The following is a 24,486-nucleotide window of genomic DNA, read 5'->3' as shown; positions in this document are numbered from 1 at the left end:
CCCGGGATATTTTTGGCCAGATGAACAAGGGGCATGACTTGGTGGCGATCTGCGCTACACTTCGGGTATGCGCTGGTTGGTTGCAGCATTGATGGTGATTTCGGGCGAGGCCGTGGCGCAGGAGCGGCGGCCGAGCCATTGTATCGCTATCGCCGATGCTGCGCCGGGGATCGAATATCTGCACAAAGCTGCGTGGCAGGACCCGGTACCGGAGTTTTCGGTGCGCATCAGCTATGTCGCGCATGCCGCCTTCATGATCCAGACCCGTGGCGGGTTGAATGTGGTGACCGATTTTACCGGGTTCATCGGGGGTGCCGATCTGATTCCCGATGTGGTGACAATGAACCATGCCCATGACACCCATTGGACGGCGCATCCCGACCCGGCGATCCCGCATGTCCTGCCGGGATGGGGAGAGTTCGGGCAGGGGATCGAACATCACCTGGATCTGGGCGAGATGCTGATACGCAATGTCCCAACCGATATCCGCTCGGCCTATGGCGGAGTTGAGGAACGCGGCAATTCTATCTTCGTGTTCGAGGTCGAAGGGCTGTGTATCGGCCATCTGGGACATTTGCATCATGTACCGTCAGACGAACAGTTTGCTGCGCTGGGTCGGTTGGATGTGGTCATGGCCGCCGTCGATGGCGGAACAACCATGCCCTTGCCCGACATGATCTCGGTTCTCAAGCGGCTGAAAAGCTCGGTGATCATTCCGATGCACTGGTTCTCGGAGTTTTCGCTGGATCGCTTCCTCGTGGATATCCGGGATGAGTTCCCGGTTGAACGTGACGGCGTGTCCGAGATCACCGTCTCTCTGCGTGACTTGCCGGACCGTCCAACGGTTGTCGTGCTGGAGCCGCGCTATCTGATTGATCTGGAATAAGGCTTGCCGTGGTGGGATCGGTTGGGCATTGAAAGCGTATGAGTCTGAACCCCGCTGATGACCGCATTGCCACGCTGATCCGCTCGAAACTGGGCGATCACGTGCTGCGCCCGGTGACCGACCGGTATCTGGAAGAGCCGCGTGGGCGACTTGTCGGACAGGCTGGCCTGCTGGCCTTGCCCCGCACAACCGAGGAGGTCTCGGTACTGGTGCAGGTGGCGTCCGAAATGCGTGTTCCGGTGGTGCCTTATGGCGGCGGAACCGGTCTGGTCGGGGGGCAGGTAATGCCGCATGGGCCAGCGCCCCTTGTGATTTCGCTGGAACGGATGACCGCCATCCGGTCCGTCTATCCCACCGAATACGTACTGATTGCCGAGGCCGGCGCCATTTTGCAGGACGTCCAAGCCGCGGCCGAAGCGCAAGACCGCCTGTTTCCCTTGACGCTGGCGGCGCAGGGATCCTGTCGGATCGGGGGCAACCTGTCCACCAATGCGGGAGGCGTCAACGTCTTGCGATATGGCAATGCGCGCGACCTGTGCCTTGGGCTCGAGGCCATTCTGCCCAACGGTCAAATCTGGCATGGTCTCAGCCGGTTGCGAAAGGACAACACAGGCTATGACCTGCGCAACCTGCTGATCGGGGCCGAGGGCACGCTTGGGATCATCACTGCAGCCGCACTCAAGCTGTTTCCCCGGCCTGCCGGGATCGGGACGGCGATGTTTCAGGTGGCGTCACCCGAAGCCGCCATTTCCCTGCTGGCCCTGGCGCGTGATCGCGTGGGCGAGGCTGTCAGCACTTTCGAACTGATCCACCGGCAGGGGCTGAAGTTCTTGTCCGAGGTTCTGCCGGATGTCCGGCAACCGTTTGAAACACCGCCAGAGTGGAGCGTTCTGATCGAATTGGGGCTGGCCACGGGGCAGTCTCCGTCCGACGCGCTGGAGGATATCTTTGTCCACGCGCAAGCGCTTGGGCTGGTGCAGGATGGCGTGATTGCACAAAGCGAGGCGCAGCGTGATGAGTTGTGGGCCGTGCGCGAGCGAATCCCCGAGGCCAACCGCCTGATCGGCTCGGTGTCGAGCCATGATATCTCGATCCCGATCTCAGAAATTCCGGAATTTGTGCGCCAAGGGGAAAAGTTGGTTTCCGGTCTCGGGCAGTTCCGGATCAATTGCTTTGGCCATCTCGGGGATGGCAATCTGCACTACAACGTCTTTCCCCCCAAGGGGCAGCGCCGCGCGGAATTTGAGGGTCAGAGCGCTGTGGTCAAGCGGGCCGTGCATGATTTGGTCCATGCCTTTGATGGTTCGGTCAGCGCGGAACACGGCGTGGGCCGCATGAAAACGGACGATCTGGACCGCTATGGCGATCCGGTAAAGCTGGATGCAATGCGGACCATCAAGGCGGCGCTGGACCCCTTGGGCATCATGAATCCCGGCGCGGTGCTGAAGGCGTGAACCCGGCTCTGACTCTTGTTAAGAAATCCGAAGGTTGCCGCGTTAAAGCCCTTCGAATTCGCACAGGACATGCACGTCCATGCCCATATCTTCCAATACTTTGCGCCCGCCGAGGTCAGGCAGGTCGATAATGAACGCGCATGAGACGATCTCACCGCCCAAACGCTCGATCAGTTTGATGCCCGCCGCCGCAGTGCCGCCTGTGGCCAGAAGGTCGTCAACGACAAGGATTTTTTCGCCTGGCTGGATGGCGTCATCGTGGATCTCGACGATCGCTTCACCATATTCCAGCTTGTAGTCCTGGCTGATCGTTGTGCCGGGCAGCTTGCCTTTCTTGCGGATCGGCACGAAGCCCAGGCTCAGCTGATGCGCAATCGCCCCCCCAAGGATAAAGCCCCGCGCCTCGAGGCCGACAACCTTGTCGATGCGTTCCCCGGCATAGGGGTGCAGCATCTGGTCAATGGCCATCCGAAATCCACGCGGATCGGCAAACAGCGTCGTCACATCGCGAAACAGAATTCCTTCATGCGGAAAGTCGACAATCGTCCGGATGTAGTCTTTGACAGTCTTGTTCCTTGACATGAACCAACCCTTTTCCGCTTCAAATACCAAAACGTGTTTGGCCCAAGAGGGTTAGCCATGCAAGGAACAATTCATTCACGCGATCACCAGCGGCACGAAACCACAGCCTTGGGCAATCCGTAATACCGGTGAAGCGTGGCAGGTGGTCAAGACAGGTGCGGCTTGCGCATTTGCGTTGATCTCGCAAAAGAAAGGCCCCAGACGGTTTGAAGGTTCATTGCCATTTCCGTTCCGGTGCTGTTAAGTGCCCGATAACGACAATCACTATGCTATGTATACACAATGCATCGCCTGAATTAACGAGCATTTGCTAGGAGCAACGCGCGTGCCAAAGAAAGACGGCAAGGGATCGACGAAGAAAAACAGCCAGCTGGTTCTGCGTCTGGACAAGGATGAGCGCGACGCGTTTGTCGAGTTGTGCAGAGAGCTGGATACATCAGCTGCCCGCGAAATCCGCCGGTTTATCCGCGGGTTCATGAAGGAAAACGCCGAAAACTGAAAAAGGGGTCAGGCCGGGCGGCGCAGAACTGCCGTGGCGAAACCCATCCCGATCAGAGTCAGCCCGCCAAACCGCGTCATCCCGGTGATCACGCTGGCGCGGCCAATCAGCCGCCGCAACCGGTCGGCCAGCAACGCATAAGCCAGCGCATTCAGCCAGGCCAGTCCGACGAAAGTGGCGATCAGGATGGCAAATTGCGGCCCCAGCGGTTCAGCCGGGCGCAGGAACTGCGGCACAAAGGCGATGAAAAAGGCGATGGATTTCGGGTTCAGTGCCGTGACAGCGGCTGCATGTCCAAACACGCTGCGGGGGGTGACATCCCGCCCGGTCGCGACCGTTCCCAACCCACTTGCCGGGGCGCTGCGCAGCAGTTTAACCCCAAGCCAGACCAGATAGGCCGCACCGACCCATTTGAGGACGGAAAACAAGGTGGCCGAGGCCAGAACAAGCGCGCCTAGCCCCAACAAAGATGCGGTCATCGCCACAAGATCCCCCACAGCGACCCCCGTGGCCGAGGCCACGGCAACGCTGCGCCCCTTGGACAGCGCATAGCTCAGCACCAACAGCACGGTCGGGCCCGGGATCAGCAGCAAGGCGGTGGATGCGGCAACAAAGGCCAGCCAGAGTTCCAGAGACATAAGGGTCAGCTCGCAATACGTTCCTTTGGTATCGCTATAGCCAAACTACCGGTGCTTGACAATTTTCATGGCGACCAGCTTTCGGGCCCGCCAAAGCAGTCCGATCAGGCCCAGACTTGCACGAAAACTGATACCAGTGCGATCCTTCACAACCGTCGCATTCTTGCGGCGAGTATCCGGCAGAAAGAACCCGCATCCCCTGTGCCCGGACAGTTACGGGCGCAGGGTCGATGTCATGCTTGGACGCTTGCATAACGTGATCCGGGAACCCGAACTGCTGGCGGCGATGATGCCTGATGCGTCGCGCGGAACCTAGAGAATCCGCCCCGCCACCGCGTCCAGTTTGGCCAGCAGCACCGGATCGCGCTTTTCGGGCGCGGTGAGGATGGCATATTCTAGCGCCCGGTCACAGCCATGCGGACAGGGCGCGCGGTCGGTCCCCAACAGGATGGGAAGGCCTTTGACCAGTGCACGGCCCTTGTCGGCATTGCCGGTCAGGGTCGCAATGATGGTGGTCACATCCACCTCGCCATGATCCGGGTGCCAGCTGTCAAAATCGGTGACCATCGCGATTGAGGCATAACAAAGCTCGGCTTCGCGGGCGAGTTTGGCTTCGGGCATGTTGGTCATCCCGATCACGTCGCAGCCCCATTGCTCGCGATACATCTTCGATTCCGCCAGAGACGAAAACTGCGGCCCTTCCATCGCCAGATAGGTGCCGCCGCGATGGATCGTGATACCGGCAGCCTTGCCTGCGGTCTCACAGGCGTCCGACAGGCGCGGGCAGGTCGGGTGCGCAACGCTGACATGGGCGACGCAGCCTGTTCCGAAAAAGCTCTTGTCGCGCGCAAATGTCCGGTCGATGAACTGATCGACGATGACAAAATCGCCCGGTGCCATGTGTTCGCGAAACGACCCGCAGGCCGAGACCGAGATCACATCCGTCACACCAAGCCGTTTCAGCGCGTCGATATTGGCGCGATAGGGCACATCGGTGGGCGAATGCACATGCCCGCGCCCATGGCGCGGCAGAAAGGCCATTGCGACACCGTCCAGCGACCCGGTCAGAATCTGATCCGAGGGCGCCCCCCAAGGGGTATCGACACTGACCCATTCCGCATTTTCCAGCCCATCGATGTCATAGATGCCTGATCCGCCGATAACGGCAATCCTGGTTTGGGTCACTGTCCTGCTCCGCCTGAAATACTGATATTGAATTTGTGCGGGTTCGGCCCGAAATTGACAAGAGGTCTATTCCTGTTTCGCCAGCAGGTTACGCTGTTGAGATTGCGTATTGAAATCCGCCCACGCGGCTCCAAACTCATCCAGCGGCCACGTCAGGTCCTGCGATTGACCATGCCTGTCACGAAACTCAAAACGATACGCATCCCCGTTCAGCATGGCATCCAGCAGGCTGTCGGCGCGATGATCCTCGAATGTGCAGCTTAACCCTGTCAGGCACCCGGGGCGCCGCGTGCGCCAGATCACATCCTGATCTTTCTCTATGCGGAATCCAGAAGGGCTGAAGAAGGTGCCGGGCTCAATCCCGAACTCGATTTTGAAACCATCTGGTTCAGGTGTGATGAACATGAATTGCGCCGCAAATTTCGGACGCAAGGAAAACACCTCGGCGCGCCTTATGTAGCAGCGCTTCACCAAAGTACCGGCTTCCTCACGCTCGTCACAAATCGAATTCCAGATGCCGAAAATTTCATGGTGCGTGACACGCCAGTTTCCAGCCGTGTCATTCCCTTGCAAGTCCTGTGCAAAGGCGGGCAGGGCCGATAGAAATATAAGGGCAATCCAACGCATGAACTCACATTTGGGTGCTTGATCCGGGTGCCGCAAATCACGTTGCCGAGAGGCGAGTTATGCGCTGTGCGCATGGCTGCATCCCACCTCCTGCGGTGGCTTAACAGCGGCGCGCCCGCTACAACGACCCCTTCGCGCGAACATAAAATCCTTTAGGACTGTCCAATGCCCCGAGCCTTGCTGGCAAGTTTTGCCAACCGTATCGCCATACCCGATCTGCGCTGGGTGCCGGATGAGGGGCTGACCTTCTCTCGCCTGCGGATCGAGCTGCTGTCCGGCCTGACCGTGGCCCTCGCACTGGTGCCCGAGGCCGTGGCCTTTGCCTTTGTGGCAGGCGTGCACCCGCTGGTGGGCCTTTATGCCGCTTTCCTTGTGGGGCTCATCACCGCGCTGATCGGCGGGCGACCTGGCATGATCTCGGGAGCGACGGGCGCGCTGGCGGTCGTCATGGTGGCTTTGGTGGCCGAACATGGTGTCGAATACCTGTTCGCGACGGTGGTGCTGATGGGGATCCTCCAGGTTATCGCCGGGGCGATGCACTGGGGCCGCTTCATCCGACTGGTGCCGCACCCGGTGATGCTGGGTTTTGTGAATGGCCTGGCCATCGTGATCTTTCTGGCCCAGATGGGCCAGTTCAAGGTGCCGGGTACCATGGAAAACACCGGTCACGGCATGGGCGGTGGAGAATGGCTCTCGGGTGCGCAGCTATACACCATGCTGGGCCTTGTGGCACTGACCATGGCGGTGATCTGGGTGGTGCCGCGCATCACGCGCATCATTCCTGCGCCTCTGGCCGGTATTCTGGTTGTCGCTGCGCTGGTGATCGGTCTGGGTCTGGATGTTCCGCGCGTCGGTGATCTGGCCTCGATCGAAGGTGGTCTGCCTGCCTTCCACATCCCCATGGTTCCTCTGAACTGGGGCACGCTTGAGATCATCCTGCCCTACGCCGTCATTCTGGCCGCAATTGGCCTGATCGAATCCCTTCTGACCCTGAACCTTGTGGGCGAGATTACCGGCAAGCGCGGCGGGGCGTCTCAGGAATGTATCGCGCAGGGTGCGTCGAATATCGTGACCGGCTTTTTTGGTGGCATGGGTGGCTGCGCGATGATCGGTCAGTCGATGATCAACGTGAAATCCGGTGGCCGGACCCGTATCGCCGGGATCGCCGCGGCGCTGTTTTTGCTGACCTTCATCCTGTTTGCCTCACCGCTGATCGAGCAGATCCCGCTGGCCGCGCTGGTCGGGGTGATGTTCATGGTGGTGATCGGCACCTTTGCGTGGAACTCGTTCAAGATCCTGCGCAAGGTTCCACTGACCGACGCCTTTGTCATCGTTCTGGTCACTGTGGTGACAGTGATGGAAGACCTCGCGGTCGCCGTTGTTGTCGGCGTCATTGTCTCGGCTCTGGCCTATGCGTGGAACAACGCCAAGCGCATCCACGCAGTCACCCGCGACTCGGCGACCGAAAAAGGGGCTAAGGTCTATGAAATCCAGGGGCCGCTGTTCTTTGGGTCATCGGATGGCTTTATCGAACTCTTCGATGTGCCGAATGACCCGGAAACCGTCATCGTCGATTTCGCTGAAAGCCGTGTGGTGGACCAGTCGGCATTGCAAGCCATCGAAAACATTGCGGCCAAATACGAGGCAGCAGGTAAACGCGTCATGCTGCGCCACCTGAGCCGGGATTGCCACAAGCTGCTGAACAAGGCAGGCCACCTGATGGTCGACAGTGATGATGACCCGGATTATGAACTTGCGGTCGATTACTCGGTCCGTACCGGCATTCTGGGCGGCCACTGATCCTTTTGCGAGGCTCTGCCTCGCGCTCCGGGATATTTGAAGCCAGATGAATGAAGGATCCCTGCTTCATCTCGCCAAAAAATATCCCGGGGGAGCCGCCCGGAACGGGTGGTGGGGGCAGAGCCCCCGACAACCTCAATCATCCGGGCGACTGAGCGAGAACAGCTCGGACACGACCGAATAGTCCCGGTACCCAAGCCGCGCCAGAGGTTTGAACGAGGTTACGTCGAACTTGCCCTCTCGGATGTGGTCGTCGAGCAGATGCACGCCTGTTACTTCGCCGAACACGACGCGGTTGGCCGCGCCCGGCAGAGTGACGATCTGGGTCAACTTGCATTCCAGTGCTGCCGGGGCGCCTTGTACGCGGGCGCAGGGTATGGTTTCACATTCGACCGGGGTTAATCCGGCATGGGCAAACTCGTCCACCTCCTTGGGAAGGCTGGCCGAGCTGGCGTTCATCGCATCCTGATGCGCAAGGGCCACGACATTCACGCAGAATACACCTGTCGCCTCGATATTGGCGATACTGTCCTTGCCGCCGATCTGATCGTGTTTCGTGCCGGTTGTGGCAAACATTACTTGCGGCGGTGTGTAAGCAACCCCGTTGAAAAAGGAATAGGGTGCCAGATTGTTGATCCCATCCGCATCACGGGTCGATATCCAGCCGATCGGGCGTGGCGTGATAATGGCGTTGAACGGGTTGTGCGGCAGGCCGTGGCCGTCTTCGGGGCGGTAGAACATCATATCTCCAAGCGTTTGCCCAAGGCGTAGCGAAGTGCTAGGGCGATTTCCAGCAAGGAAACGAGGGCGGGTGTGCAGCAATTCGGGATCAGGCCAGAAGAGCCGGACGATTGGTGGGAGGTCGAAGCCCTCTATGACCTGTGCTTTGCGCCGGGCCGTGAGGCGTTGTCGTCCTACCGGTTGCGCGATGATGTGCCGCCGGTTTCTGACCTGTCACTGGTCGCGCGCGACGGTCAGGGCATTCTGGCCGGGGCGATCCGCTTCTGGCCGGTCCATGTCGGTGAACACGACGCATTGCTGCTAGGCCCGGTTGCCGTACACCCAACCCACCAGGGCGAGGGTCTGGGCGGTTATCTGATCCATGCCGGTGTCGAAGCCGGGCGTAAGCGCGGGTGGCAGCGGGTCATGCTGGTCGGTGACGAACCCTATTACAGGCGATTTGGTTTTGCGCGGCTGCAAGGTGTCGAGATGCCGCCGCCCACCAACCCGGACCGGGTTTTGGGGCTGGAACTGATGCCTGGTGTCTGGTCCGGAGTTCAGGGGGCTGTCACCCGCTGGACCCGCTGACCTATTGAATCGGCGTGGCTTAACGCCGATGTTGATAGGCAGGAGGACGCACATGCAGAACGTGGTTCTTGTCGAAAACGTGGATGCCGACGCTGAACTGGATCGTTTGGCGGGTTATTACCGATCTGCCGGAGGGGCTGGTGTCAAACTGCTGAACAAGCTGGGCGGATCAGCCGAGTCCCTGCTCGAGCAATTGCCCGATCCGGTTCGGAACGGCCTGACAGGGGCTACCGAGCAGGCGCTGTGGCTTGCGATGCACGCGGCTCAGGGGTCCCGGCGTGCGATCCCTGATCAGCAGCCCTGGGTCAATACCGCGCTTGCCACGGCCATGGGCGCGGCCGGCGGGCTGGGCGGTGTATCAACAGCCCTGATGGAGCTGCCTGCAACAACCGCCATGCTGTTGCGCGCCATTCAGGGGGCCGCCGCGCGCGAAGGTTTCGACCCGTCCGCCGAGAACGTAAAGTTCGACTGTGTGCGGGTTTTGTCCGCATCGGGCCCGCTGTCGCATGATGACGGTGCGGATCTTGGCTTTTTCTCGGTGCGCCTGACACTGACGGGTCCGGCCATGCAGCGTCTGATTGCTGCAGTGGCACCACGCTTTTCAATCGTGCTGGGGCAAAAACTGGCGGCACAGTCCGTCCCGGTGCTCGGCGCGTTGGCCGGTGGTGGAACGAACTATGTCTATTCGCGCTATTACCAGCAAATCGCGCGCGTGCATTTCGGCCTGCGAAGATTGGCGGTTGATGCCGATATCCCGCATGACGAGCTGGTGAAACAGCTGTCAGCCCGTATGTGATCAACAAATGCGCCATCACGCCGGACTTGGCGGACACCACTTCATATGGTAGTTTTTCAAGGGAAGGGCGCTAAATAGGCGTGTCCTGCGGGCCTATAACGCCAACGGGTCCTTTGCCCGAGCAAAAGGTGCGTCGCGCAATGAATGCAAGACCGGTACTGCGTGAATTGGCTGAGACTGCGGAACACCCTGTTTTGCGGCAATCCTCTGCCCTGTGTTACCGGATACGGCGTGGCCATCCAGAGGTGTTGCTGATCACGACACGCCGGGCCCAGCGGTGGATTGTCCCCAAAGGGTGGCTCATCCCCGGCCTGACCCCATCGGAAACCGCAGTGCAGGAAGCCTGGGAAGAAGCGGGCGTGACGGGGCGATGCAGCAAAGCGGGGCTGGGGCAGTTTCTGCACCTCAAGCACCGCCCAAATCAGCCCCCGACCTTGATTCTGGTCGATGTTTTTGCGCTGCATGTACAGGTAATGTCGCAGGACTTCCCCGAAAAGCACGAGCGCAGGCGCAAGTGGTTTGCACCTGAAAACGCGGCCCAAAAGGTCAGATCACCCGAGCTTGCCGAATTGTTACGCGACTTTAAGACCCATACACATTAAGATAGTACCAGAGAGGCTTGATATTGTCAGTCTGGTCGGTATCTATTCGCCAATCGCAATTTTGGAATGAACATGATTCAATACGCGTTGAAATGCAGTGAAGGCCACACATTCGACAGCTGGTTTCAATCCGCAGAAGCCTTTGACAAGCTGGCCTCTGCCAAGATGGTGACCTGCGCGATCTGCGGATGTACGCAGGTTGCGAAGGCGATCATGACACCGCGTGTCCGACCGGCCCGGAATGCGCAGGGAAAGCCCGAAATCGCGCCTGCATCCAATGAACAGATCAACGTCGCCACCCCTTCGCCCGAGATCGAGAAAGTTCTGGCCGAGTTGCGCCGCCATGTCGAAAAGAACTCGGACTACGTTGGCAAGGATTTTGCAAGCGAGGCGCGCAAGATGCATCTGGGAGAGGCGCCAGAGCGTTCGATCTATGGTGAAGCCAGACCGGATGAGGCGAAATCGCTGATCGAAGATGGTGTGCCGGTGGCACCACTGCCGTTTCTGCCCAGCAGAAAGACCAACTGATCCATGCATGTCGTGATCACCGGTGCCAATCGCGGTATCGGTCGTGCCCTTGCCACGCGCTACGACAACCGTGGTGACGTGGTCACCGGAACCGCGCGCGATGGCAGCGCGCAGGTGCGTCTGGACGTGGCGGACCCTGCGCAACAGGCGGCAATGGCCGAACAGTTGAAAGACCAGCCCGTTGATCTTCTGATCTGCAATGCCGGGGTCTATCTGGACAAGGGACACACGATCAACGACTACCCCGCTGATTTGTGGGCGCAAAGCTTTGCCACCAACGTGACCGGCGTTTTCCTGACCGTTCAGGCCTTGTTGCCCAATCTGCGCGCCGCAGGCGGCAAGGTCGCGATCATCTCGTCGCAGATGGCGTCCCATACGCGGGCGCCGGGGGGCAGCTATATCTACCGCGCCTCCAAAGCGGCGGCGCTGAATCTGGGGCGAAACCTGGCGACGGATCTGAAAGCCGACGGGATCGCCGTGGGCATCTATCATCCGGGCTGGGTGCAAACCGACATGGGCGGTGGCGCTGCTGATATTGATGTCGATCAGGCCGCCTCCGGCCTGATGGAACGCTTTGAGGCCCTGTCGATCAGCTCAACCGGCTGTTTCGAAACCTATGACGGTCAGGCGCACGTTTACTGACGGGTCAGCGCCGCTTTGGGAATCTCATAGACCTCACCGGGTTCAATATAGACCACAAGCAGGTCACCCAGCGTTTCATATGTCATCTTCGAGGTCGAGCTGCTGGACTCAGGCGCACCATCCTTGAAATAGATGTTGCGCACCTTGCCATCACCCAAAGCCACGGCCAGCGTCGTGGTGCCGTCGTCATGGTGGCGCAGCTCTGCATTGCAGCTTTGCATCGGGTCACCGGCATTTGCGGCGCAGGGCACCTTGCCCAGTGCATTCTTTCCGTCCGTGCCTGCCACACTGGCAACCTGCGCCAATGCAGGCGACGACAACAAAGTAACGGCAAGGGCTAGGCGAAACATGGGGAACCTCTTGATTTGGTTGTTACTCGCAGGCTGACACTGCACCTGCGCAATGTAAAGCGGCCCTGTGCCACAGGCGGGTCCTGTTTGCGCTCTTGCTCTTGGGGTGCCCCTCGCTTATGAGGCTCGGGACCTCTAATCCAAGGCGCGGAGACTTTTGCCCCCATGCCCGTACTCGTTATGAAATTCGGCGGCACTTCGGTTGCCAACCTGGACCGCATCCGCCGCGCAGCCAAGCGTGTTGGCGTCGAAGTTGCCAAGGGCTATGACGTGATTGTCATCGTTTCGGCCATGTCGGGCAAGACCAACGAGCTGGTGGGCTGGGTGAACGAGACCTCGCCGCTGTTTGATGCACGCGAATACGATGCTGTTGTATCTTCGGGTGAAAACGTCACCGCTGGCCTGATGGCGCTGACATTGCAGGAAATGGATGTTCCTGCACGCAGCTGGCAGGGCTGGCAAGTGCCGTTGCTGACAACCAGTGCGCACAGCCAGGCGCGGATCGAAGACATCCCGACCACGAACATCACCCAGAAATTTGACGAAGGCATGAAAGTGGCCGTTGTAGCCGGGTTTCAGGGGCTCAGCCCCGAAGGCCGCATCACCACGCTGGGCCGGGGTGGCTCGGACACCACTGCCGTGGCTTTTGCCGCCGCGTTTGGTGCGGAACGCTGCGATATCTATACCGACGTGGATGGCGTCTATACCACCGATCCGCGCATCTGCGAAAAGGCGCGCAAGCTGCATAGGATCTCGTTCGAGGAAATGCTCGAACTGGCGTCGCTGGGCGCCAAGGTGCTACAGACCCGCTCGGTCGAACTGGCAATGCGCTACAAGGTGAAACTGCGCGTTCTTTCAAGTTTCGAAGAACAATCCGACGAGGCCGGTACGCTGGTCGTTGACGAGGAGGATATCATGGAATCCAATGTTGTGGCCGGTGTGGCCTATTCCCGTGACGAGGCCAAGATGACCGTCGTTTCGGTGGCGGACCGTCCCGGTATCGCCTCGACCATCTTCACCGCGCTCAGCGATGAGGGCGTCAATGTCGACATGATCGTGCAGAACATCTCGGATGAGGGGCGCACGGACATGACCTTCTCATGCCCCACCGATCAGGTGGTCCGCGCCGAAAAAGCGCTGATGGCGATCAAGGACAAGGGCGAGCTCAATTATGCCGAACTGGTCGCTGATACCGGTGTCTGCAAAGTTTCGGTGGTGGGAATCGGTATGCGCTCGCAATCGGGTGTCGCGGCCAAAATGTTCAAGATACTCTCGGATGAGGGGATCAACATCAAGGTCATCACAACCTCCGAGATCAAAATTTCCGTTCTTATCGACAGGAAATACATGGAACTTGCCGTTCAGGCACTGCATGATGCCTTTGAACTGGACAAGGCGGCCTGAGCTGATCGGCCAAGGGTTTCGCCTGACGCACTGAATTGGTTGGGCCATGGCAGACGGCACGGAAACAGAATCCCGCAAGCTGCTGGGGCGGTTGCGCGAGGCGATGGCCAGCGAAGCCGCTGGGCAGGAGCGTCTTGATCAGATCACCCATCTGATCGCTGACAGCATGCGCAGCGAAGTGTGCTCGATCTATCTGTTCCGCGATGATGAGACCCTGGAACTCTGCGCGACCCAGGGACTTGCGCCTGAGTCGGTACACCAGACCCGGATGCGCATGGGCGAGGGGCTGGTGGGCCGGGTCGCCAAGACCGGCAAGGTGGTCAACACCCCGGACGCGCCGTCTGAAAAAGGGTTCCGGTATATGCCGGAAACCGGGGAAGAGCGGTTTTCGTCCTTTCTCGGCGTGCCGGTGCAGCGCCTTGGGGAAAAACTGGGTGTTTTGGTTGTCCAGTCCCGCAAAGCGCGTGAGTTTTCCGCCGACGAGATCTATGCGCTGGAAGTGGTGGCCATGGTGCTGGCCGAAATGGCCGAACTGGGCGCCTTTGTCGGCGAAGGCGCGGCCCTGTCGCCACGGCACCAGCAATCGGTCCTATTGCGCGGCGGCCCGGCGCAGGAAGGTTCTGCCGAAGGCCATGTCTGGCTGCATGAACCCCGCGTGGTTGTCACCAATCCGATCGCCGAAGACCCGCACCGGGAACGCGAACGACTGAATGAGGCGGTGGAAGAGCTGCGCGTCGGCGTCGACAAGATGCTCGAGATTTCCCGGGATGGTGACACCGAACAGCTCAAGGTGCTGGAAGCCTACCGGATGTTTGCCAATTCCAAAGGCTGGATGCGCCGGATGGAAGAGGACATTGCTCTGGGGCTCAGTGCCGAAGCCGCGGTCGAGAAAGAACAATCCCAGGCGCGCGCCCGGATGGGGCAGGTGTCTGATCCCTACCTGCGCGAACGGCTGGCGGATCTTGACGATCTCAGCAACCGTTTGTTGCGCATTCTGACCGGGCAGGGAAAAACCGACAGCGCCGATCTGCCACCCGACCCGATTCTGGTCGCACGCAATATCGGCCCCGGCGACCTGCTGGAATACGGGCGGGCGCTGAAGGGGATCATCCTCGAAGAGGGTTCAGTCGGCAGTCACGCCACCATTGTGGCCCGAGCGCTGGCGATCCCTCTGGTGGTCCATGTGGGCCGCATCACGACCGAAGCGCTGAATGGCGACCACGTGCTGGTTGATGGCGATCAGGGCGTTGTTCACCTGCGCCCCGAAGACAGCGTGGTCGGCGCCTTCCGCGACAAGATCGCGATGCAGGCCAAAGCGCAGGAACGCTATGCCTCGATCCGCGAAACGCCCTGTATCACACGCGACGGGACGCGCATCAATCTGGTGATGAACGCAGGCCTTATGGCCGACCTGCCGTCGCTGGGAACATCAGGTGCCGAAGGTGTTGGCCTGTTCCGAACCGAGCTGCAATTCCTGATCCGCAATCAGATGCCCAAACGGTCCGAGCTTGTCACCCAGTATCAGCGGGTACTGGATGCGGCAGGCGACAAAAGGGTGGTGTTCCGCACACTGGATATCGGGTCGGACAAGGTGCTGCCCTATATGAAACACGTGGCCGAACCCAACCCGGCCCTGGGTTGGCGCGCCATTCGTGTCGGTCTGGACAAACGCGGCGTGATGCGGATGCAGTTGCAGGCCCTTCTGCGCGCTGCCAATGGTCGCCCGCTGACCATCATGTTCCCCTTTGTCGCGCAGGCCGAGGAGTATCGCGAAGCCCGCTGGGAGGTAAACAAAACCATCGAACGCGAAAAGCGACTGGGCCACGTTCTGCCCGAAACGCTTGAAGTCGGCGCGATGCTGGAAACCCCGTCGCTGGCCTTTGCCCCGCAAAAGTTCTTTGACGAGGTCGATTTCATCTCGATCGGCGGGAACGACCTCAAGCAGTTCTTTTTTGCCGCTGACCGCGAAAATGAACTGGTCCGCCGGCGCTATGACACGCTGAATGTCAGTTTCCTGAGCCTGATGGAACGCATTGTCGAACGTTGCGGTCTTTCGGACACCCCGCTCAGTTTCTGTGGCGAGGATGCGGGCCGCCCGGTTGAAGCGCTGTGCCTTGCGGCCATGGGAATTCGCACCCTGTCGATGCGCCCGGCGTCGATTGGTCCGGTCAAAAGCCTGTTGCTGCGGTGCGACCTGATGGAGGTGCGCAAAATCATCGCGGACGCACGCCATCGTGGCGAACAATCCGTGCGCCCGGCCGTGATGGAATGGCTGCGCAGTCAGGTATAGCCCGCAAAACCTCGCTTTTTGGGGAAACTATGCTTGATTTTTCCGCGCAGGCTTTTTATCACGCAGGCAATGTTAGCGGTAACAGTGTGCCGCAGAGCCGTTTCATGCCGTGCTGAACTGATATCGGCAAACTCGAGAAGGAGCCTGTGATGGTTTCACGCGTAATTCCGGTAGAGCCGTTCGATCTTGTGTTATTCGGCGCGACCGGGGATCTGGCGCAACGTAAGATCTTGCCGGGCTTGTACCATCGGTTCGAGGTCGGCCAGATGCCCGATGGGGCGCGGATCATCGGCACGGCGCGCTCGGATATCGACAGCGACGAGTTTCGCGATCAGGTCCGCGCATCGATGCAGGAATTCGCACCGAAGTTCAAAAAGGAAACGCTGGACCGGTTCCTGTCCCATGTTGAATACGTGCCGGTGGATGCGCTGGGCGATGCCGGATGGTCCGATCTGTCCAAGGTGCTGCGCCCCGACGTGGTGCGGGCCTTTTACCTGTCAGTGGGTCCCAGCCTGTTTTCGGGCATTGCGCAGCGCCTGCATGACGCCGGTCTGGCCACGCCGGACAGCCGCATCGTTGTCGAAAAGCCTTTCGGCCATGACCTGGCCTCGGCCAAAGCGCTGAACGAAGGCTTGCGGGCGTGTTTCAAGGAACACCAGATTTACCGGATCGACCATTATCTGGGCAAGGAAACCGTGCAGAACCTGATGGCGCTGCGCTTTGCGAATTCCCTGTTCGAGCCGCTTTGGAACTCGACCCATGTCGACCATGTGCAGATCACCGTGGCGGAAACCGTCGGGGTCGAGGGGCGCGGGGCCTATTACGATCAATCCGGCGCGATGCGGGACATGATCCAGAACCATCTGGTGCAATTGCTGTGCCTGACCGCGATGGAACCTCCGTCAAAGTTCTCTCCCAATGCGGTGCGTGACGAGAAGGTCAAGGTGATCGAGGCGCTGGAACCGGTCGAGCCCAGGGATATCGCCCGTGGTCAGTATCGCACGGGCAAGGGCGGTGACGGATACCTTGATCACGTTGGCAACCCGGCCAGCCGCACCGAAAGCTTTATTGCGCTCAAGGTCCATATCGGCAACTGGCGCTGGGCTGGGGTGCCGTTCTACCTGCGCACAGGCAAACGCCTGCGCGCCCGTGCCTCTGAAATCGCGGTGTTCTTTCGCGACCCGCCACACACGATCTTTCCAAATGTCGGCCCGTTGCATGGCAACGTTCTGGTGATCCGCCTGCAACCTGACGAAGGCATCACCCTGCGCACGACGATAAAGGAACCGGGGCAGGGCGGCTTCCGCCTGTCCGATGTCGCTCTGGACATGAGTTTTGCCGACGCGCTGGGTGATGACTCGCAATCCCCGGACGCATATGAACGCCTGATCATGGATGTCATCCGGGGCGATCAGACCCTGTTCATGCGTGGGGACGAGGCCGAGGCCGCCTGGGCCTGGGTCGATCCCATCATTCACGGCTGGGAACAGCGCGGGGACAAACCCGCCAAGTACGATCAGGGCAGTTCAGGCCCCGAAGAAGCACTGATGCTGATGCATCGCGATGGGCGTCGCTGGCGTCAGATCGGAGGGTAATCATGGTTCACTCTGTCATTTCCGACGTCACCAAACGGATCATCGATCGCAGCGCCGATCTGCGCGGCCCCCACATCGACCGGATGGAACAGGCCAGATCCAAGGGTCCCGCCCGTGCGCACCTGTCCTGCAGTGGTCAGGCCCATGCCTATGCGGGTGCGGGTGAAGACCAGCAATCCATGGCCACTGGTACGGCGGGCAATCTGGGCATCGTCACAGCCTATAACGACATGCTGTCCGCCCATCAGCCCTTTGAACGGTACCCCGCCCTGATCCGCGATGCGATCCGCGCTGCCGGAGGCACCGCACAGGTCGCGGGTGGCGTGCCAGCCATGTGCGACGGTGTCACCCAGGGCGAAGCAGGGATGGAATTGTCGCTGTTTTCACGCGACGTGATCGCATTGGCAACTGGCGTAGCACTCAGCCACAACACCTATGACGCGGCTGTCTTCCTCGGCGTCTGCGACAAGATTGTCCCCGGCCTGATCATCGGTGCGCAGGCGTTCGGGCATCTGCCTGCGGTGTTCCTGCCCGCAGGGCCAATGACCAGTGGCCTGCCCAATGACGAAAAGGCCAAGGTCCGCCAGAAATTCGCTGCCGGAGAGGTCGGGCGCGACGAACTGATGGCCGCCGAAATGGCCGCCTATCACGGCCCCGGCACCTGCACTTTCTACGGCACCGCCAACACCAACCAGATGCTGATGGAGTTCATGGGCCTGCACCTGCCGGGCTCCAGCTTCGTCAATCCCAACACGCCCTTGCGCGACGCGCTGACACAGGAGGGCGCGCGCCGCGCCCTGTCGCTCAGCGCGCTGGGAAACAGCTATACCCCGGTTTATCAGGTGCTCGACGAACGGGCCTTTGTGAACGGTATCGTCGGCCTGATGGCGACCGGAGGCTCGACCAATCTGCTGATCCACCTGATTGCCATGGCGCGCGCTGGTGGTATCGTTCTGGACTGGCAGGATTTTTCCGATATCTCCGCCGTGGTCCCGCTGGTCGCGCGGGTCTATCCCAACGGTCTGGCCGACGTGAATCACTTCCACGCCGCAGGCGGACTTGGGTTCACCATTGGCACGTTGCTCGAAGAAGGTTTGCTGCACCCCGATACTCTGACCGTCGCCGGGCAGGGCCTGCACAATTACACGCGCGAACCCAAGCTGATCAATGGTGAGCTGACCTGGCAAGACGGTACAGGCCACAGCCTGAATGACAAGATCGTCCGCCCCGCCCGCGATCCGTTCCAGCCCACCGGCGGCCTGTCGCGCCTGACCGGCAATCTGGGCACAGCCGTCATGAAGGTCTCGGCCGTCGCGCCAGAACATCAGGTGGTCGAGGCTCCGGTCCGCGTTTTCCACGACCAGGACGCGGTCAAGGCAGCCTTCAAGGCTGGCGAGTTCACCGGTGACGTCATCGTCGTCGTGCGCTTCCAGGGCCCCAAGGCCAACGGGATGCCGGAACTGCACTCGCTGACGCCCATGCTGTCGATCCTGCAGGGCCGGGGGCAGAAAGTGGCGCTGGTCACCGATGGCCGCATGTCTGGCGCATCCGGCAAGGTGCCCGCCGCCATCCATGTCGTCCCCGAGGCGCTCGACCGCGGCCCCATTGCATACCTTCAGGATGGTGACATCCTGCGCGTTGACGCGGTCAGGGGTGATCTGGAAATCCTCACTGAGGGCGTTCTGGACCGCGCGCCCGTCACCGCCGACCTGTCCGCCAATCAACACGGTACAGGGCGCGATCTTTTTGGCGCGTTCCGCCAGAATGTCGGCTCGGCCGACACCGGTGCCAGCATTTTCGGAGTTTAACCTCATGTCCAAATCCCAACGCACCCGTGAAATCTGCGCACTGGCCCCGATCGTTCCGGTTCTGGTCGTCGATGACGTTGCGCAGGCCCGCCCGCTGGCCGAGGCATTGGTCGCCGGCGGTCTGCCAGCGCTCGAGGTCACCTTGCGCACGCCCGCCGCGCTCGACGCGATCCGCGCGATGGCCAAGGTGCCCGGCGGCGTGGTCGGCGCAGGTACGCTGGTCACACCCGAAGATGTCCGCGCCGCCAAAGAGGCGGGCGCGCAGTTCGGCGTCTCTCCGGGCGCAACCGACGCGCTCATCGCGGCGTGTGAGGCCGAGGGCCTGCCGCTGTTGCCCGGCGCGGCCACGGCCAGCGAAGCGATGGCATTGCTGGAAAAAGGCTATGACATGCTGAAATTCTTCCCGGCCGAGGCCTCGGGCGGCGCGCCCGCACTCAAAGCCATCGGCGCACCCCTGCCGCAGATCAGCTTTTGCCCGACAGGCGGGGTGTCGCCGTCCAACGCCCGTGACTACCTGTCCCTGTCCAATGTGGTCTGCGCCGGTGGCAGCTGGGTCGCGCCCAAGCAGATGGTCGAAAGCGGCGACTGGGCCGGGATCGAAACACTTGCGCGCGAGGCATCGAAGCTGGCGGATTGACGCCGCGAAGCCCCTCGGTAATGTGGGCGTCAACTCAGACAGGTTGACCCCATGACACAGACATCTGCCCTCTCCCAGGGGCGAACTTATTTGGCGATCCCGGGCCCGTCGGTGATGCCGGACGCAGTCCTGCAGGCGATGCATCGCCCGTCGCCCAATATCTACGATGGCGCGCTCATCGACATGATGCCCGCGTTGACCCGCGATTTGCGCCGGGTTGCTCGCACAGGCCATGACGTCGCCATCTATATCGCCAACGGTCACGGCACGTGGGAGGCCGCTCTGTCCAACGTGATCGCCCCCGGCGAAACCGTTCTGGCTCCTGCCTCGGGCCGGTTCACCCATGGCTGGGCCGAGATGGCCGAAGGCATCGGGGCAAAGGTGCAACTGATCGACTTCGGCACCTCATCCGCCTGGGATCTCGACCGGATTGCCGACGCATTGCGCGCGGATAAAAGCCGTCAGATCAAGGCCGTTCTCGCGGTTCATGTGGACACATCAAGCTCGATCCGCAACGATATCCCGGCACTGCGCAAACTGCTCGACGATCTGGACCACCCGGCGCTGTTGATGGCCGATTGCATTGCCTCGCTGGGATGCGACCGGTTCGAGATGGATGAATGGGGCGTCGATGTCACGGTCACCGCCTGCCAGAAAGGCCTGATGACCCCCGCAGGCACAGGCTTTGTCTTTTTCAACGACAAAGCACAGGCCAAGCGGGCCGCCATGCCGCGTGTGTCGCGATACTGGGACTGGCAGCCGCGCGCCAATCCCGACCTGTTCTACCAGTATTTCGACGGTACCGCGCCGACGCATCACCTCTATGGTCTGCGCGCCGCGCTCGACCTGATCCATGCGGAAGGGATCGAACAGGTCTGGGCCCGCCATGAGCGTCTGGCTACTGCCATCTGGGCGGCCTGCGAAACATGGGCCGAAGGCGGCGCGCTGCATCTGAACGTTGCCGACCGCGACCACCGCAGCCATGCCGTTACAGCCCTGCGCCTGACCGGAGGCCGCGGCACGGCCCTACGCGCGTTCACCGAACATCAACTGGGCCTGACATTGGGCATTGGCCTTGGGATGGAGGATTACGACAGCTGTTTCCGCCTCGGGCATATGGGCCATGTCAACGGGCAAATGGTGATGGCGATGCTGGGCGGTATGGAAACGGCCATGGCCGCGCTTGATATCCCCCGTGGCAAAGGCGCGCTCGAGGCCGCCGCCGCCGTCCTGGCCGCCTGATACACGTCAGACGAACAGCGCTGATCCGCCCCTTCATCTGGCCAAAAATATCCTCGGGGGGAATCGCGCATTGCGCGATGGGGGGCAGACAGCCCCCCTTTGCCCCGTTGGCAAGACAGACCAGCGCTAGCCCGTCTTTGCCCGCACCTCTGCTAGCGCCTTGGGCAAGGCGGCCGCAAAAGCATCCAGATCTGCTGTTTCACCACAGCTTACCCGGATGCACCTGTTCTGGGGCGCTGCAAACGGCATCCGAACAAACAGACCCCGCGCAACCAAAGCCTCCAGTACCGCTCTGGCGAACTCGCCATCCCGCCCGCAATCAATCGTCACGAAATTGGTGGCCGAGGGCAGGGGCTCCAACCCGTTCTCGCGGGCAATCGTTCCTATCCGCTCACGCGCCTCGGCGATCTGTGTTTGAATGTGCTCCAGCCAGGCGCCATCCTGCAACGCGGCCAGCGCCCCGGCCTGCGCCGCGCGGTTCATGCCGAAATGGTTGCGCACCTTGTTAAAGGCTGCGATCAGGTCGGGCGCTCCCATGGCATAGCCAACCCGTGCGCCCGCCATGCCATAGACCTTGGAAAATGTCCGCATCCGGATCACGCGAGGGTCGTCTGCGCTGACGGGTGCCGCTGTCCCATCTGGCGCGCATTCCACATAAGCCTCATCCAGAATCAGCAGGCAACCGTCGGGCAGGGCATCCATCGCCGCCACGATATCCGCGCCGGAATGCCAGCTGCCCATCGGATTGTCCGGATTGGCCAGATAGACCAGTTTTGCACCCACCTCGGCCGCCTTCGCAAACAGGGCCGCCGGGTCCTCGTGATCCCCGGCATAAGGGACCTTGTGCAGAACGCCACCGAACCCGGCCACATGATAATTAAAGGTGGGATACGCCCCGTCCGAGGTTACAACCGCATCCCCGGGCCCTACAATCAGACGCACAAGATAACCCAGAAGCCCGTCAATCCCTTCGCCCACAACGATATTTTCGGAGGTTACCCCATGATACTCGGCCAAAGCATGGCGCAGATCGTGGTTCTCGGGATCGCCATACATCCAGATATCAGACGCGGCCTGCTCCATGGCCCGGATCGCGCGGGGCGAGGGGCCAAACACGCTCTCGTTGGCCCCAAGACGGGCAATGAACGCCGCGCCGCGCTGACGCTCTTGCGTTTCGGGGCCCACAAAGGGCACGGTGGCGGGCAGGGATTGGGCAAGCGGGGTGTATCGAGGTCCTGTCATGCCTGCAGATAACCCCAAGCCCGAGCTTCGGGCAAGCGCGCACCTCATCCCGCGTGTCGGAACGTATTGAAACACAAGTAAGGAGCGCAGATGCGCATACTGTCTGCCATTGTTCTTCTGGGCCTCGCCTATCTTCTGTTCTGGCCCGTTCCCGTTATCCCCGTCGCCGTTGAGATGCCGGAAGATGCAGGTTTCACAGGAGATTTCGCCGAGAACACAGCGCTGGACGCCGCGCAGATGATCCGCCTGCCGGATGGGGAAACCGGCCCCGAAGATATCGCCATCCTGCCCGACGGCGCGGTCTATACGACCAGCCGGTCTGGCACGCTCTATCGGATTGACGGGGCCGACCCTGTTGTGGTCGACCAGCTTGGCGGGCGTCCTCTGGGCCTCAGGGCCGGGCCGGATGGCGCGCTATATATTGCCGACAGCTTTCGCGGGGTGATGCGCTGGACCGGGTCGGGCACGCTTGAATCCGTGGTGGCAGATATCGACGGTGCACCCGTGGTCTATGCAAACCAACTGGACGTGGCACAGGACGGCACGATCTATTTTTCGAACTCCTCTGACCGGTTCGACCCCGAAACCATGGGCGGGACCAAGCCGACCTCGGTCCTGACCATCTGGGAACAATCCGATACAGGCTATGTCGCCCGTCACACACCCGACGGCAGAACCGAAAAGATTGCCACTGGGTTCGTCTATACCAATGGCATTGCCCTCTCGCCCGATACAGATTTCCTGCTGATCGCCGAGACCGGCCGCGCACGGGTGCACAAGCTGTGGCTCAGCGGGCCGAAAGCCGGTCAGCAAGAGGTCTTGCTGGACAATCTGCCGGGCTATCCCGACAATCTCGAAGCACAGGGCGATGGCACCTACTGGATGGCCTTCGCCAGCCCGCGTGTTCCGTCCGAGGTGCTGATGCCGTACCCCTTCCTGCGCAAGGTGATCTGGCGACTGGGTCCCACCGTGCGCCCGGCGCCGATCCACCGGGGTATGCTGGTGCAGTTCGATGGTGAAGGCACGATCCTGCGCACGCTACAGGATCCGCAGGGCCGTATTGGTATCACGACAGGGGGCCGGATCGTGGGCGATCAGTTTTATGTCATGACGCTTGATTCCCCCTGGTTCGGGCGGATGCCTGTCAGCGATATGCCCTGACGTCGCAGTGGAAATCGGCGTCCCGTCCGGGCATGGTCGCCGCAACTGAATTTCGGGAGGTCCCCCATGTCACGCGTATCCGTCACCTATCAAGACCATGTCGCCCATGTCACCCTGACCCGGGGTGACAAGATGAACGCGCTGGATGACGCGATGGTCAAGGCATTGCTCTCAGCCGGGCAAGAGGTCGCCGCCTCGGACGCCCGCGCCGTGGTTTTGTCGGGCGAGGGGAAAAGCTTCTGCGCCGGGCTCGACATGGCAAGCTTTGCCAAGATGGCCCATATGGACCCCACCGAATGGCTGATGACCCGCAGCCACGAAGATGCCAACGAAATGCAGGAGCTGGCGCTGATATGGCGTCGCGTACCGGTGCCGGTGATCTGCGCCATTCAGGGCGTCGCCTATGGCGGTGGCCTGCAAATCGCGCTGGGCGCGGATATCCGTATCGCGCACCCCGAGGCGAAACTGGCGGTGATGGAGATGAAATGGGGTATCATCCCCGATATGGGCGGCATGGTTCTGTTGCCCCGGCTTGTGCGTTCGGACGTGCTGCGCCTGCTGACCTACACGGCCCGGCCCATCGGCGCGCAGCAGGCGATGGATTGGGGGCTGGTCACGCAGCTTTCAGATGATCCGCTGACCGAAGCTCTGGCCATTGCCGAGAATATTGCCGGTCAAAGCCCCTCGGCTATCCGTGCGGCCAAGCGGCTGATCGAAGTGGCCGAAACCCAGCCCCGCGCAGACGTTCTCAAGGCGGAATCCGCCGAGCAGGTGGAGCTGATCGGCAAGCCTCATCAGATGGAGGTCGTGATGGCGCAGATGCAGGGCCGCAAGCCCGAGTTCAAGTGATCAGCGCATGAAAGCCCGCCGCGCATCGCGGGCCATGTTGTAACGCATTTCCAGATCAGCGATCTCCGACATCGCGGCCCGGCGTTCCGCGGGGTCGGTCAGGGCCGGATACGCTTTGCGGGCCGCATCCAGTTTCTTTTTGATGTCGAACTCTTCGGGAAGAACCCCGGCTTGCGCCATGATCCGGTGCCCGGCGGCGATGGCCGGATCGCCCTGCGCCTCGCCGGACCGGTCGGGCAGGGGGAGACCTTCGCCGACAAGGCCCTGCAACTGCCCCTCGGCCTGTGCCTTTTTGATCTGGCGCTCCACCAGTTTTCCAAGTGAACCGAACATGGCGCAATAATACCCGGTAAGGGCGGGA

The 24,486-nt window shown here is 61.1% G+C and carries 26 protein-coding genes; 18 read left to right on the top strand and 8 right to left on the bottom strand.

Features of this window, described 5'->3' with window-relative positions:
- The first annotated feature begins 67 nt into the window (after positions 1–67).
- Positions 68–886 carry an MBL fold metallo-hydrolase gene (locus tag ACR3E2_RS08570; RefSeq protein ID WP_480484384.1) on the top strand — a complete coding sequence of 273 codons (819 nt, stop codon included), beginning with the start codon at positions 68–70 and terminating at the stop codon, positions 884–886.
- Between the two features lie 38 nt (positions 887–924).
- Positions 925–2,340: an FAD-binding oxidoreductase gene (locus tag ACR3E2_RS08565; protein ID WP_480484385.1), complete on the top strand. Its 1,416-nt coding sequence runs from the start codon at positions 925–927 to the stop codon at positions 2,338–2,340.
- Positions 2,341–2,382: 42 nt separating this feature from the next.
- Here the strand turns inward: ACR3E2_RS08565 and ACR3E2_RS08560 are convergent, their stop codons facing one another.
- Positions 2,383–2,922, bottom strand: coding sequence for an adenine phosphoribosyltransferase (locus ACR3E2_RS08560; RefSeq protein WP_209505620.1), 540 nt, complete (start codon positions 2,920–2,922; stop codon positions 2,383–2,385).
- Positions 2,923–3,247: 325 nt separating this feature from the next.
- Here ACR3E2_RS08560 and ACR3E2_RS08555 point away from each other — a divergent pair, with 325 nt between their 5' ends.
- Entirely contained in the window at positions 3,248–3,421 is a 174-nt protein-coding gene (locus ACR3E2_RS08555) for a hypothetical protein (RefSeq protein WP_209505622.1), read from the top strand.
- A gap of 8 nt (positions 3,422–3,429) precedes the next feature.
- Here ACR3E2_RS08555 and ACR3E2_RS08550 read toward each other — a convergent pair whose 3' ends face one another.
- The gene (locus ACR3E2_RS08550; protein ID WP_209598172.1) at positions 3,430–4,059 is read right to left on the bottom strand and encodes a LysE family translocator; all 630 of its coding nucleotides are present in this window, start codon (positions 4,057–4,059) and stop codon (positions 3,430–3,432) included.
- Positions 4,060–4,222: 163 nt separating this feature from the next.
- Between ACR3E2_RS08550 and ACR3E2_RS08545 the strand changes: the two genes are divergently transcribed.
- Positions 4,223–4,375 (top strand): hypothetical protein, encoded by a 153-nt coding sequence (locus tag ACR3E2_RS08545; protein ID WP_480492712.1) that lies wholly within the window; start codon positions 4,223–4,225, stop codon positions 4,373–4,375.
- Here ACR3E2_RS08545 and ACR3E2_RS08540 read toward each other — a convergent pair.
- Together ACR3E2_RS08540 and ACR3E2_RS08535 are read right to left on the bottom strand one after the other, a co-directional pair.
- Entirely contained in the window at positions 4,372–5,244 is an 873-nt protein-coding gene (locus ACR3E2_RS08540) for an S-methyl-5'-thioadenosine phosphorylase (protein WP_480484387.1), read from the bottom strand. The genes ACR3E2_RS08545 and ACR3E2_RS08540 overlap by 4 nt on opposite strands.
- 66 nt (positions 5,245–5,310) lie before the next feature.
- Positions 5,311–5,871 carry an invasion associated locus B family protein gene (locus ACR3E2_RS08535; RefSeq protein ID WP_480484388.1) on the bottom strand — a complete coding sequence of 187 codons (561 nt, stop codon included), beginning with the start codon at positions 5,869–5,871 and terminating at the stop codon, positions 5,311–5,313.
- Positions 5,872–6,036: 165 nt separating this feature from the next.
- Between ACR3E2_RS08535 and ACR3E2_RS08530 the strand changes: the two genes are divergently transcribed.
- Positions 6,037–7,671, top strand: coding sequence for a SulP family inorganic anion transporter (locus ACR3E2_RS08530; RefSeq protein ID WP_480484389.1), 1,635 nt, complete (start codon positions 6,037–6,039; stop codon positions 7,669–7,671).
- A 135-nt stretch (positions 7,672–7,806) separates the two neighbouring features.
- Here the strand turns inward: ACR3E2_RS08530 and ACR3E2_RS08525 are convergent, their stop codons facing one another.
- Positions 7,807–8,412, bottom strand: coding sequence for a flavin reductase family protein (locus ACR3E2_RS08525; protein ID WP_480484413.1), 606 nt, complete (start codon positions 8,410–8,412; stop codon positions 7,807–7,809).
- A gap of 72 nt (positions 8,413–8,484) precedes the next feature.
- Here ACR3E2_RS08525 and ACR3E2_RS08520 point away from each other — a divergent pair, with 72 nt between their 5' ends.
- From ACR3E2_RS08520 to ACR3E2_RS08500, 5 genes are all read left to right on the top strand, one after another.
- Entirely contained in the window at positions 8,485–8,979 is a 495-nt protein-coding gene (locus ACR3E2_RS08520) for a GNAT family N-acetyltransferase (RefSeq protein WP_267363076.1), read from the top strand.
- 52 nt (positions 8,980–9,031) lie between these two features.
- The gene (locus ACR3E2_RS08515; RefSeq protein ID WP_480484390.1) at positions 9,032–9,775 is read left to right on the top strand and encodes an EcsC family protein; all 744 of its coding nucleotides are present in this window, start codon (positions 9,032–9,034) and stop codon (positions 9,773–9,775) included.
- Positions 9,776–9,915: 140 nt separating this feature from the next.
- Positions 9,916–10,377: an NUDIX hydrolase gene (locus tag ACR3E2_RS08510; RefSeq protein ID WP_480484391.1), complete on the top strand. Its 462-nt coding sequence runs from the start codon at positions 9,916–9,918 to the stop codon at positions 10,375–10,377.
- Positions 10,378–10,449: 72 nt separating this feature from the next.
- On the top strand, positions 10,450–10,905 hold the full coding sequence (locus ACR3E2_RS08505) for a DUF1178 family protein (protein WP_480484414.1): 456 nt from the start codon (positions 10,450–10,452) through the stop codon (positions 10,903–10,905).
- A 3-nt stretch (positions 10,906–10,908) separates the two neighbouring features.
- Positions 10,909–11,547, top strand: coding sequence for an SDR family oxidoreductase (locus ACR3E2_RS08500; RefSeq protein WP_480484392.1), 639 nt, complete (start codon positions 10,909–10,911; stop codon positions 11,545–11,547).
- Here the strand turns inward: ACR3E2_RS08500 and ACR3E2_RS08495 are convergent.
- Positions 11,541–11,897 carry a hypothetical protein gene (locus ACR3E2_RS08495; RefSeq protein WP_480484393.1) on the bottom strand — a complete coding sequence of 119 codons (357 nt, stop codon included), beginning with the start codon at positions 11,895–11,897 and terminating at the stop codon, positions 11,541–11,543. The genes ACR3E2_RS08500 and ACR3E2_RS08495 overlap by 7 nt on opposite strands.
- A 165-nt stretch (positions 11,898–12,062) precedes the next feature.
- On the opposite strand from ACR3E2_RS08495, the gene ACR3E2_RS08490 reads away from it, so the two are divergent.
- From ACR3E2_RS08490 to ACR3E2_RS08465, 6 genes are all read left to right on the top strand, one after another.
- Complete coding sequence (locus tag ACR3E2_RS08490; protein ID WP_209505646.1) at positions 12,063–13,301, top strand: aspartate kinase; 1,239 nt, start codon at positions 12,063–12,065, stop codon at positions 13,299–13,301.
- A gap of 46 nt (positions 13,302–13,347) precedes the next feature.
- Positions 13,348–15,591 carry a phosphoenolpyruvate--protein phosphotransferase gene (gene ptsP / locus ACR3E2_RS08485; RefSeq protein WP_209505648.1) on the top strand — a complete coding sequence of 748 codons (2,244 nt, stop codon included), beginning with the start codon at positions 13,348–13,350 and terminating at the stop codon, positions 15,589–15,591.
- Between the two features lie 149 nt (positions 15,592–15,740).
- Positions 15,741–17,186, top strand: coding sequence for a glucose-6-phosphate dehydrogenase (zwf, locus tag ACR3E2_RS08480; protein WP_480484394.1), 1,446 nt, complete (start codon positions 15,741–15,743; stop codon positions 17,184–17,186).
- Between the two features lie 2 nt (positions 17,187–17,188).
- A complete protein-coding gene (gene edd, locus ACR3E2_RS08475) occupies positions 17,189–18,994 on the top strand; it encodes a phosphogluconate dehydratase (RefSeq protein ID WP_480484395.1) in 1,806 nt (601 codons plus the stop codon).
- 4 nt (positions 18,995–18,998) lie between these two features.
- Entirely contained in the window at positions 18,999–19,631 is a 633-nt protein-coding gene (locus ACR3E2_RS08470) for a bifunctional 4-hydroxy-2-oxoglutarate aldolase/2-dehydro-3-deoxy-phosphogluconate aldolase (RefSeq protein ID WP_209505652.1), read from the top strand.
- Between the two features lie 51 nt (positions 19,632–19,682).
- Positions 19,683–20,873 (top strand): pyridoxal-phosphate-dependent aminotransferase family protein, encoded by a 1,191-nt coding sequence (locus ACR3E2_RS08465; RefSeq protein ID WP_480484396.1) that lies wholly within the window; start codon positions 19,683–19,685, stop codon positions 20,871–20,873.
- 126 nt (positions 20,874–20,999) lie between these two features.
- On the opposite strand, the gene ACR3E2_RS08460 is transcribed toward ACR3E2_RS08465, so the two are convergent.
- Positions 21,000–22,115, bottom strand: a complete 1,116-nt coding sequence (locus ACR3E2_RS08460; RefSeq protein WP_480484397.1) for a pyridoxal phosphate-dependent aminotransferase — start codon at positions 22,113–22,115, stop codon at positions 21,000–21,002.
- 90 nt (positions 22,116–22,205) lie between these two features.
- Between ACR3E2_RS08460 and ACR3E2_RS08455 the strand changes: the two genes are divergently transcribed.
- Both ACR3E2_RS08455 and ACR3E2_RS08450 read left to right on the top strand, forming a co-directional pair.
- Positions 22,206–23,276, top strand: a complete 1,071-nt coding sequence (locus ACR3E2_RS08455) for an SMP-30/gluconolactonase/LRE family protein (RefSeq protein ID WP_480484398.1) — start codon at positions 22,206–22,208, stop codon at positions 23,274–23,276.
- Between the two features lie 66 nt (positions 23,277–23,342).
- Positions 23,343–24,125 carry a crotonase/enoyl-CoA hydratase family protein gene (locus ACR3E2_RS08450; protein WP_209505660.1) on the top strand — a complete coding sequence of 261 codons (783 nt, stop codon included), beginning with the start codon at positions 23,343–23,345 and terminating at the stop codon, positions 24,123–24,125.
- Here the strand turns inward: ACR3E2_RS08450 and ACR3E2_RS08445 are convergent, their stop codons facing one another.
- Positions 24,126–24,458 carry a DnaJ family domain-containing protein gene (locus ACR3E2_RS08445; protein ID WP_267363466.1) on the bottom strand — a complete coding sequence of 111 codons (333 nt, stop codon included), beginning with the start codon at positions 24,456–24,458 and terminating at the stop codon, positions 24,126–24,128. It lies immediately after the preceding gene.
- Between the last annotated feature and the right edge of the window lie 28 nt (positions 24,459–24,486).

This window comes from Ruegeria sp. AL7 (assembly GCF_056536105.1).
This window is presented reverse-complemented; position numbering and strand designations above follow the sequence as displayed.

Bases quoted from the DNA above. Each gene is read 5' to 3' on its own strand.
- zwf (WP_480484394.1), top strand. From the start codon at position 15,741: ATGGTTTCACGCGTAATTCCGGTAGAGCCGTTCGATCTTGTGTTATTC.
- ACR3E2_RS08445 (WP_267363466.1), bottom strand. From the start codon at position 24,458: ATGTTCGGTTCACTTGGAAAACTGGTGGAGCGCCAGATCAAAAAGGCA.
- ACR3E2_RS08560 (WP_209505620.1), bottom strand. From the start codon at position 2,922: ATGTCAAGGAACAAGACTGTCAAAGACTACATCCGGACGATTGTCGAC.
- ACR3E2_RS08505 (WP_480484414.1), top strand. From the start codon at position 10,450: ATGATTCAATACGCGTTGAAATGCAGTGAAGGCCACACATTCGACAGC.
- edd (WP_480484395.1), top strand. From the start codon at position 17,189: ATGGTTCACTCTGTCATTTCCGACGTCACCAAACGGATCATCGATCGC.
- ACR3E2_RS08570 (WP_480484384.1), top strand. From the start codon at position 68: ATGCGCTGGTTGGTTGCAGCATTGATGGTGATTTCGGGCGAGGCCGTG.
- ACR3E2_RS08510 (WP_480484391.1), top strand. From the start codon at position 9,916: ATGAATGCAAGACCGGTACTGCGTGAATTGGCTGAGACTGCGGAACAC.
- ACR3E2_RS08455 (WP_480484398.1), top strand. From the start codon at position 22,206: ATGCGCATACTGTCTGCCATTGTTCTTCTGGGCCTCGCCTATCTTCTG.
- ACR3E2_RS08490 (WP_209505646.1), top strand. From the start codon at position 12,063: ATGCCCGTACTCGTTATGAAATTCGGCGGCACTTCGGTTGCCAACCTG.
- ACR3E2_RS08470 (WP_209505652.1), top strand. From the start codon at position 18,999: ATGTCCAAATCCCAACGCACCCGTGAAATCTGCGCACTGGCCCCGATC.
- ACR3E2_RS08525 (WP_480484413.1), bottom strand. From the start codon at position 8,412: ATGTTCTACCGCCCCGAAGACGGCCACGGCCTGCCGCACAACCCGTTC.
- ACR3E2_RS08450 (WP_209505660.1), top strand. From the start codon at position 23,343: ATGTCACGCGTATCCGTCACCTATCAAGACCATGTCGCCCATGTCACC.
- ACR3E2_RS08550 (WP_209598172.1), bottom strand. From the start codon at position 4,059: ATGTCTCTGGAACTCTGGCTGGCCTTTGTTGCCGCATCCACCGCCTTG.
- ACR3E2_RS08495 (WP_480484393.1), bottom strand. From the start codon at position 11,897: ATGTTTCGCCTAGCCCTTGCCGTTACTTTGTTGTCGTCGCCTGCATTG.
- ACR3E2_RS08515 (WP_480484390.1), top strand. From the start codon at position 9,032: ATGCAGAACGTGGTTCTTGTCGAAAACGTGGATGCCGACGCTGAACTG.
- ACR3E2_RS08565 (WP_480484385.1), top strand. From the start codon at position 925: ATGAGTCTGAACCCCGCTGATGACCGCATTGCCACGCTGATCCGCTCG.
- ACR3E2_RS08535 (WP_480484388.1), bottom strand. From the start codon at position 5,871: ATGCGTTGGATTGCCCTTATATTTCTATCGGCCCTGCCCGCCTTTGCA.
- ACR3E2_RS08460 (WP_480484397.1), bottom strand. From the start codon at position 22,115: ATGACAGGACCTCGATACACCCCGCTTGCCCAATCCCTGCCCGCCACC.
- ptsP (WP_209505648.1), top strand. From the start codon at position 13,348: ATGGCAGACGGCACGGAAACAGAATCCCGCAAGCTGCTGGGGCGGTTG.
- ACR3E2_RS08530 (WP_480484389.1), top strand. From the start codon at position 6,037: ATGCCCCGAGCCTTGCTGGCAAGTTTTGCCAACCGTATCGCCATACCC.
- ACR3E2_RS08465 (WP_480484396.1), top strand. From the start codon at position 19,683: ATGACACAGACATCTGCCCTCTCCCAGGGGCGAACTTATTTGGCGATC.
- ACR3E2_RS08500 (WP_480484392.1), top strand. From the start codon at position 10,909: ATGCATGTCGTGATCACCGGTGCCAATCGCGGTATCGGTCGTGCCCTT.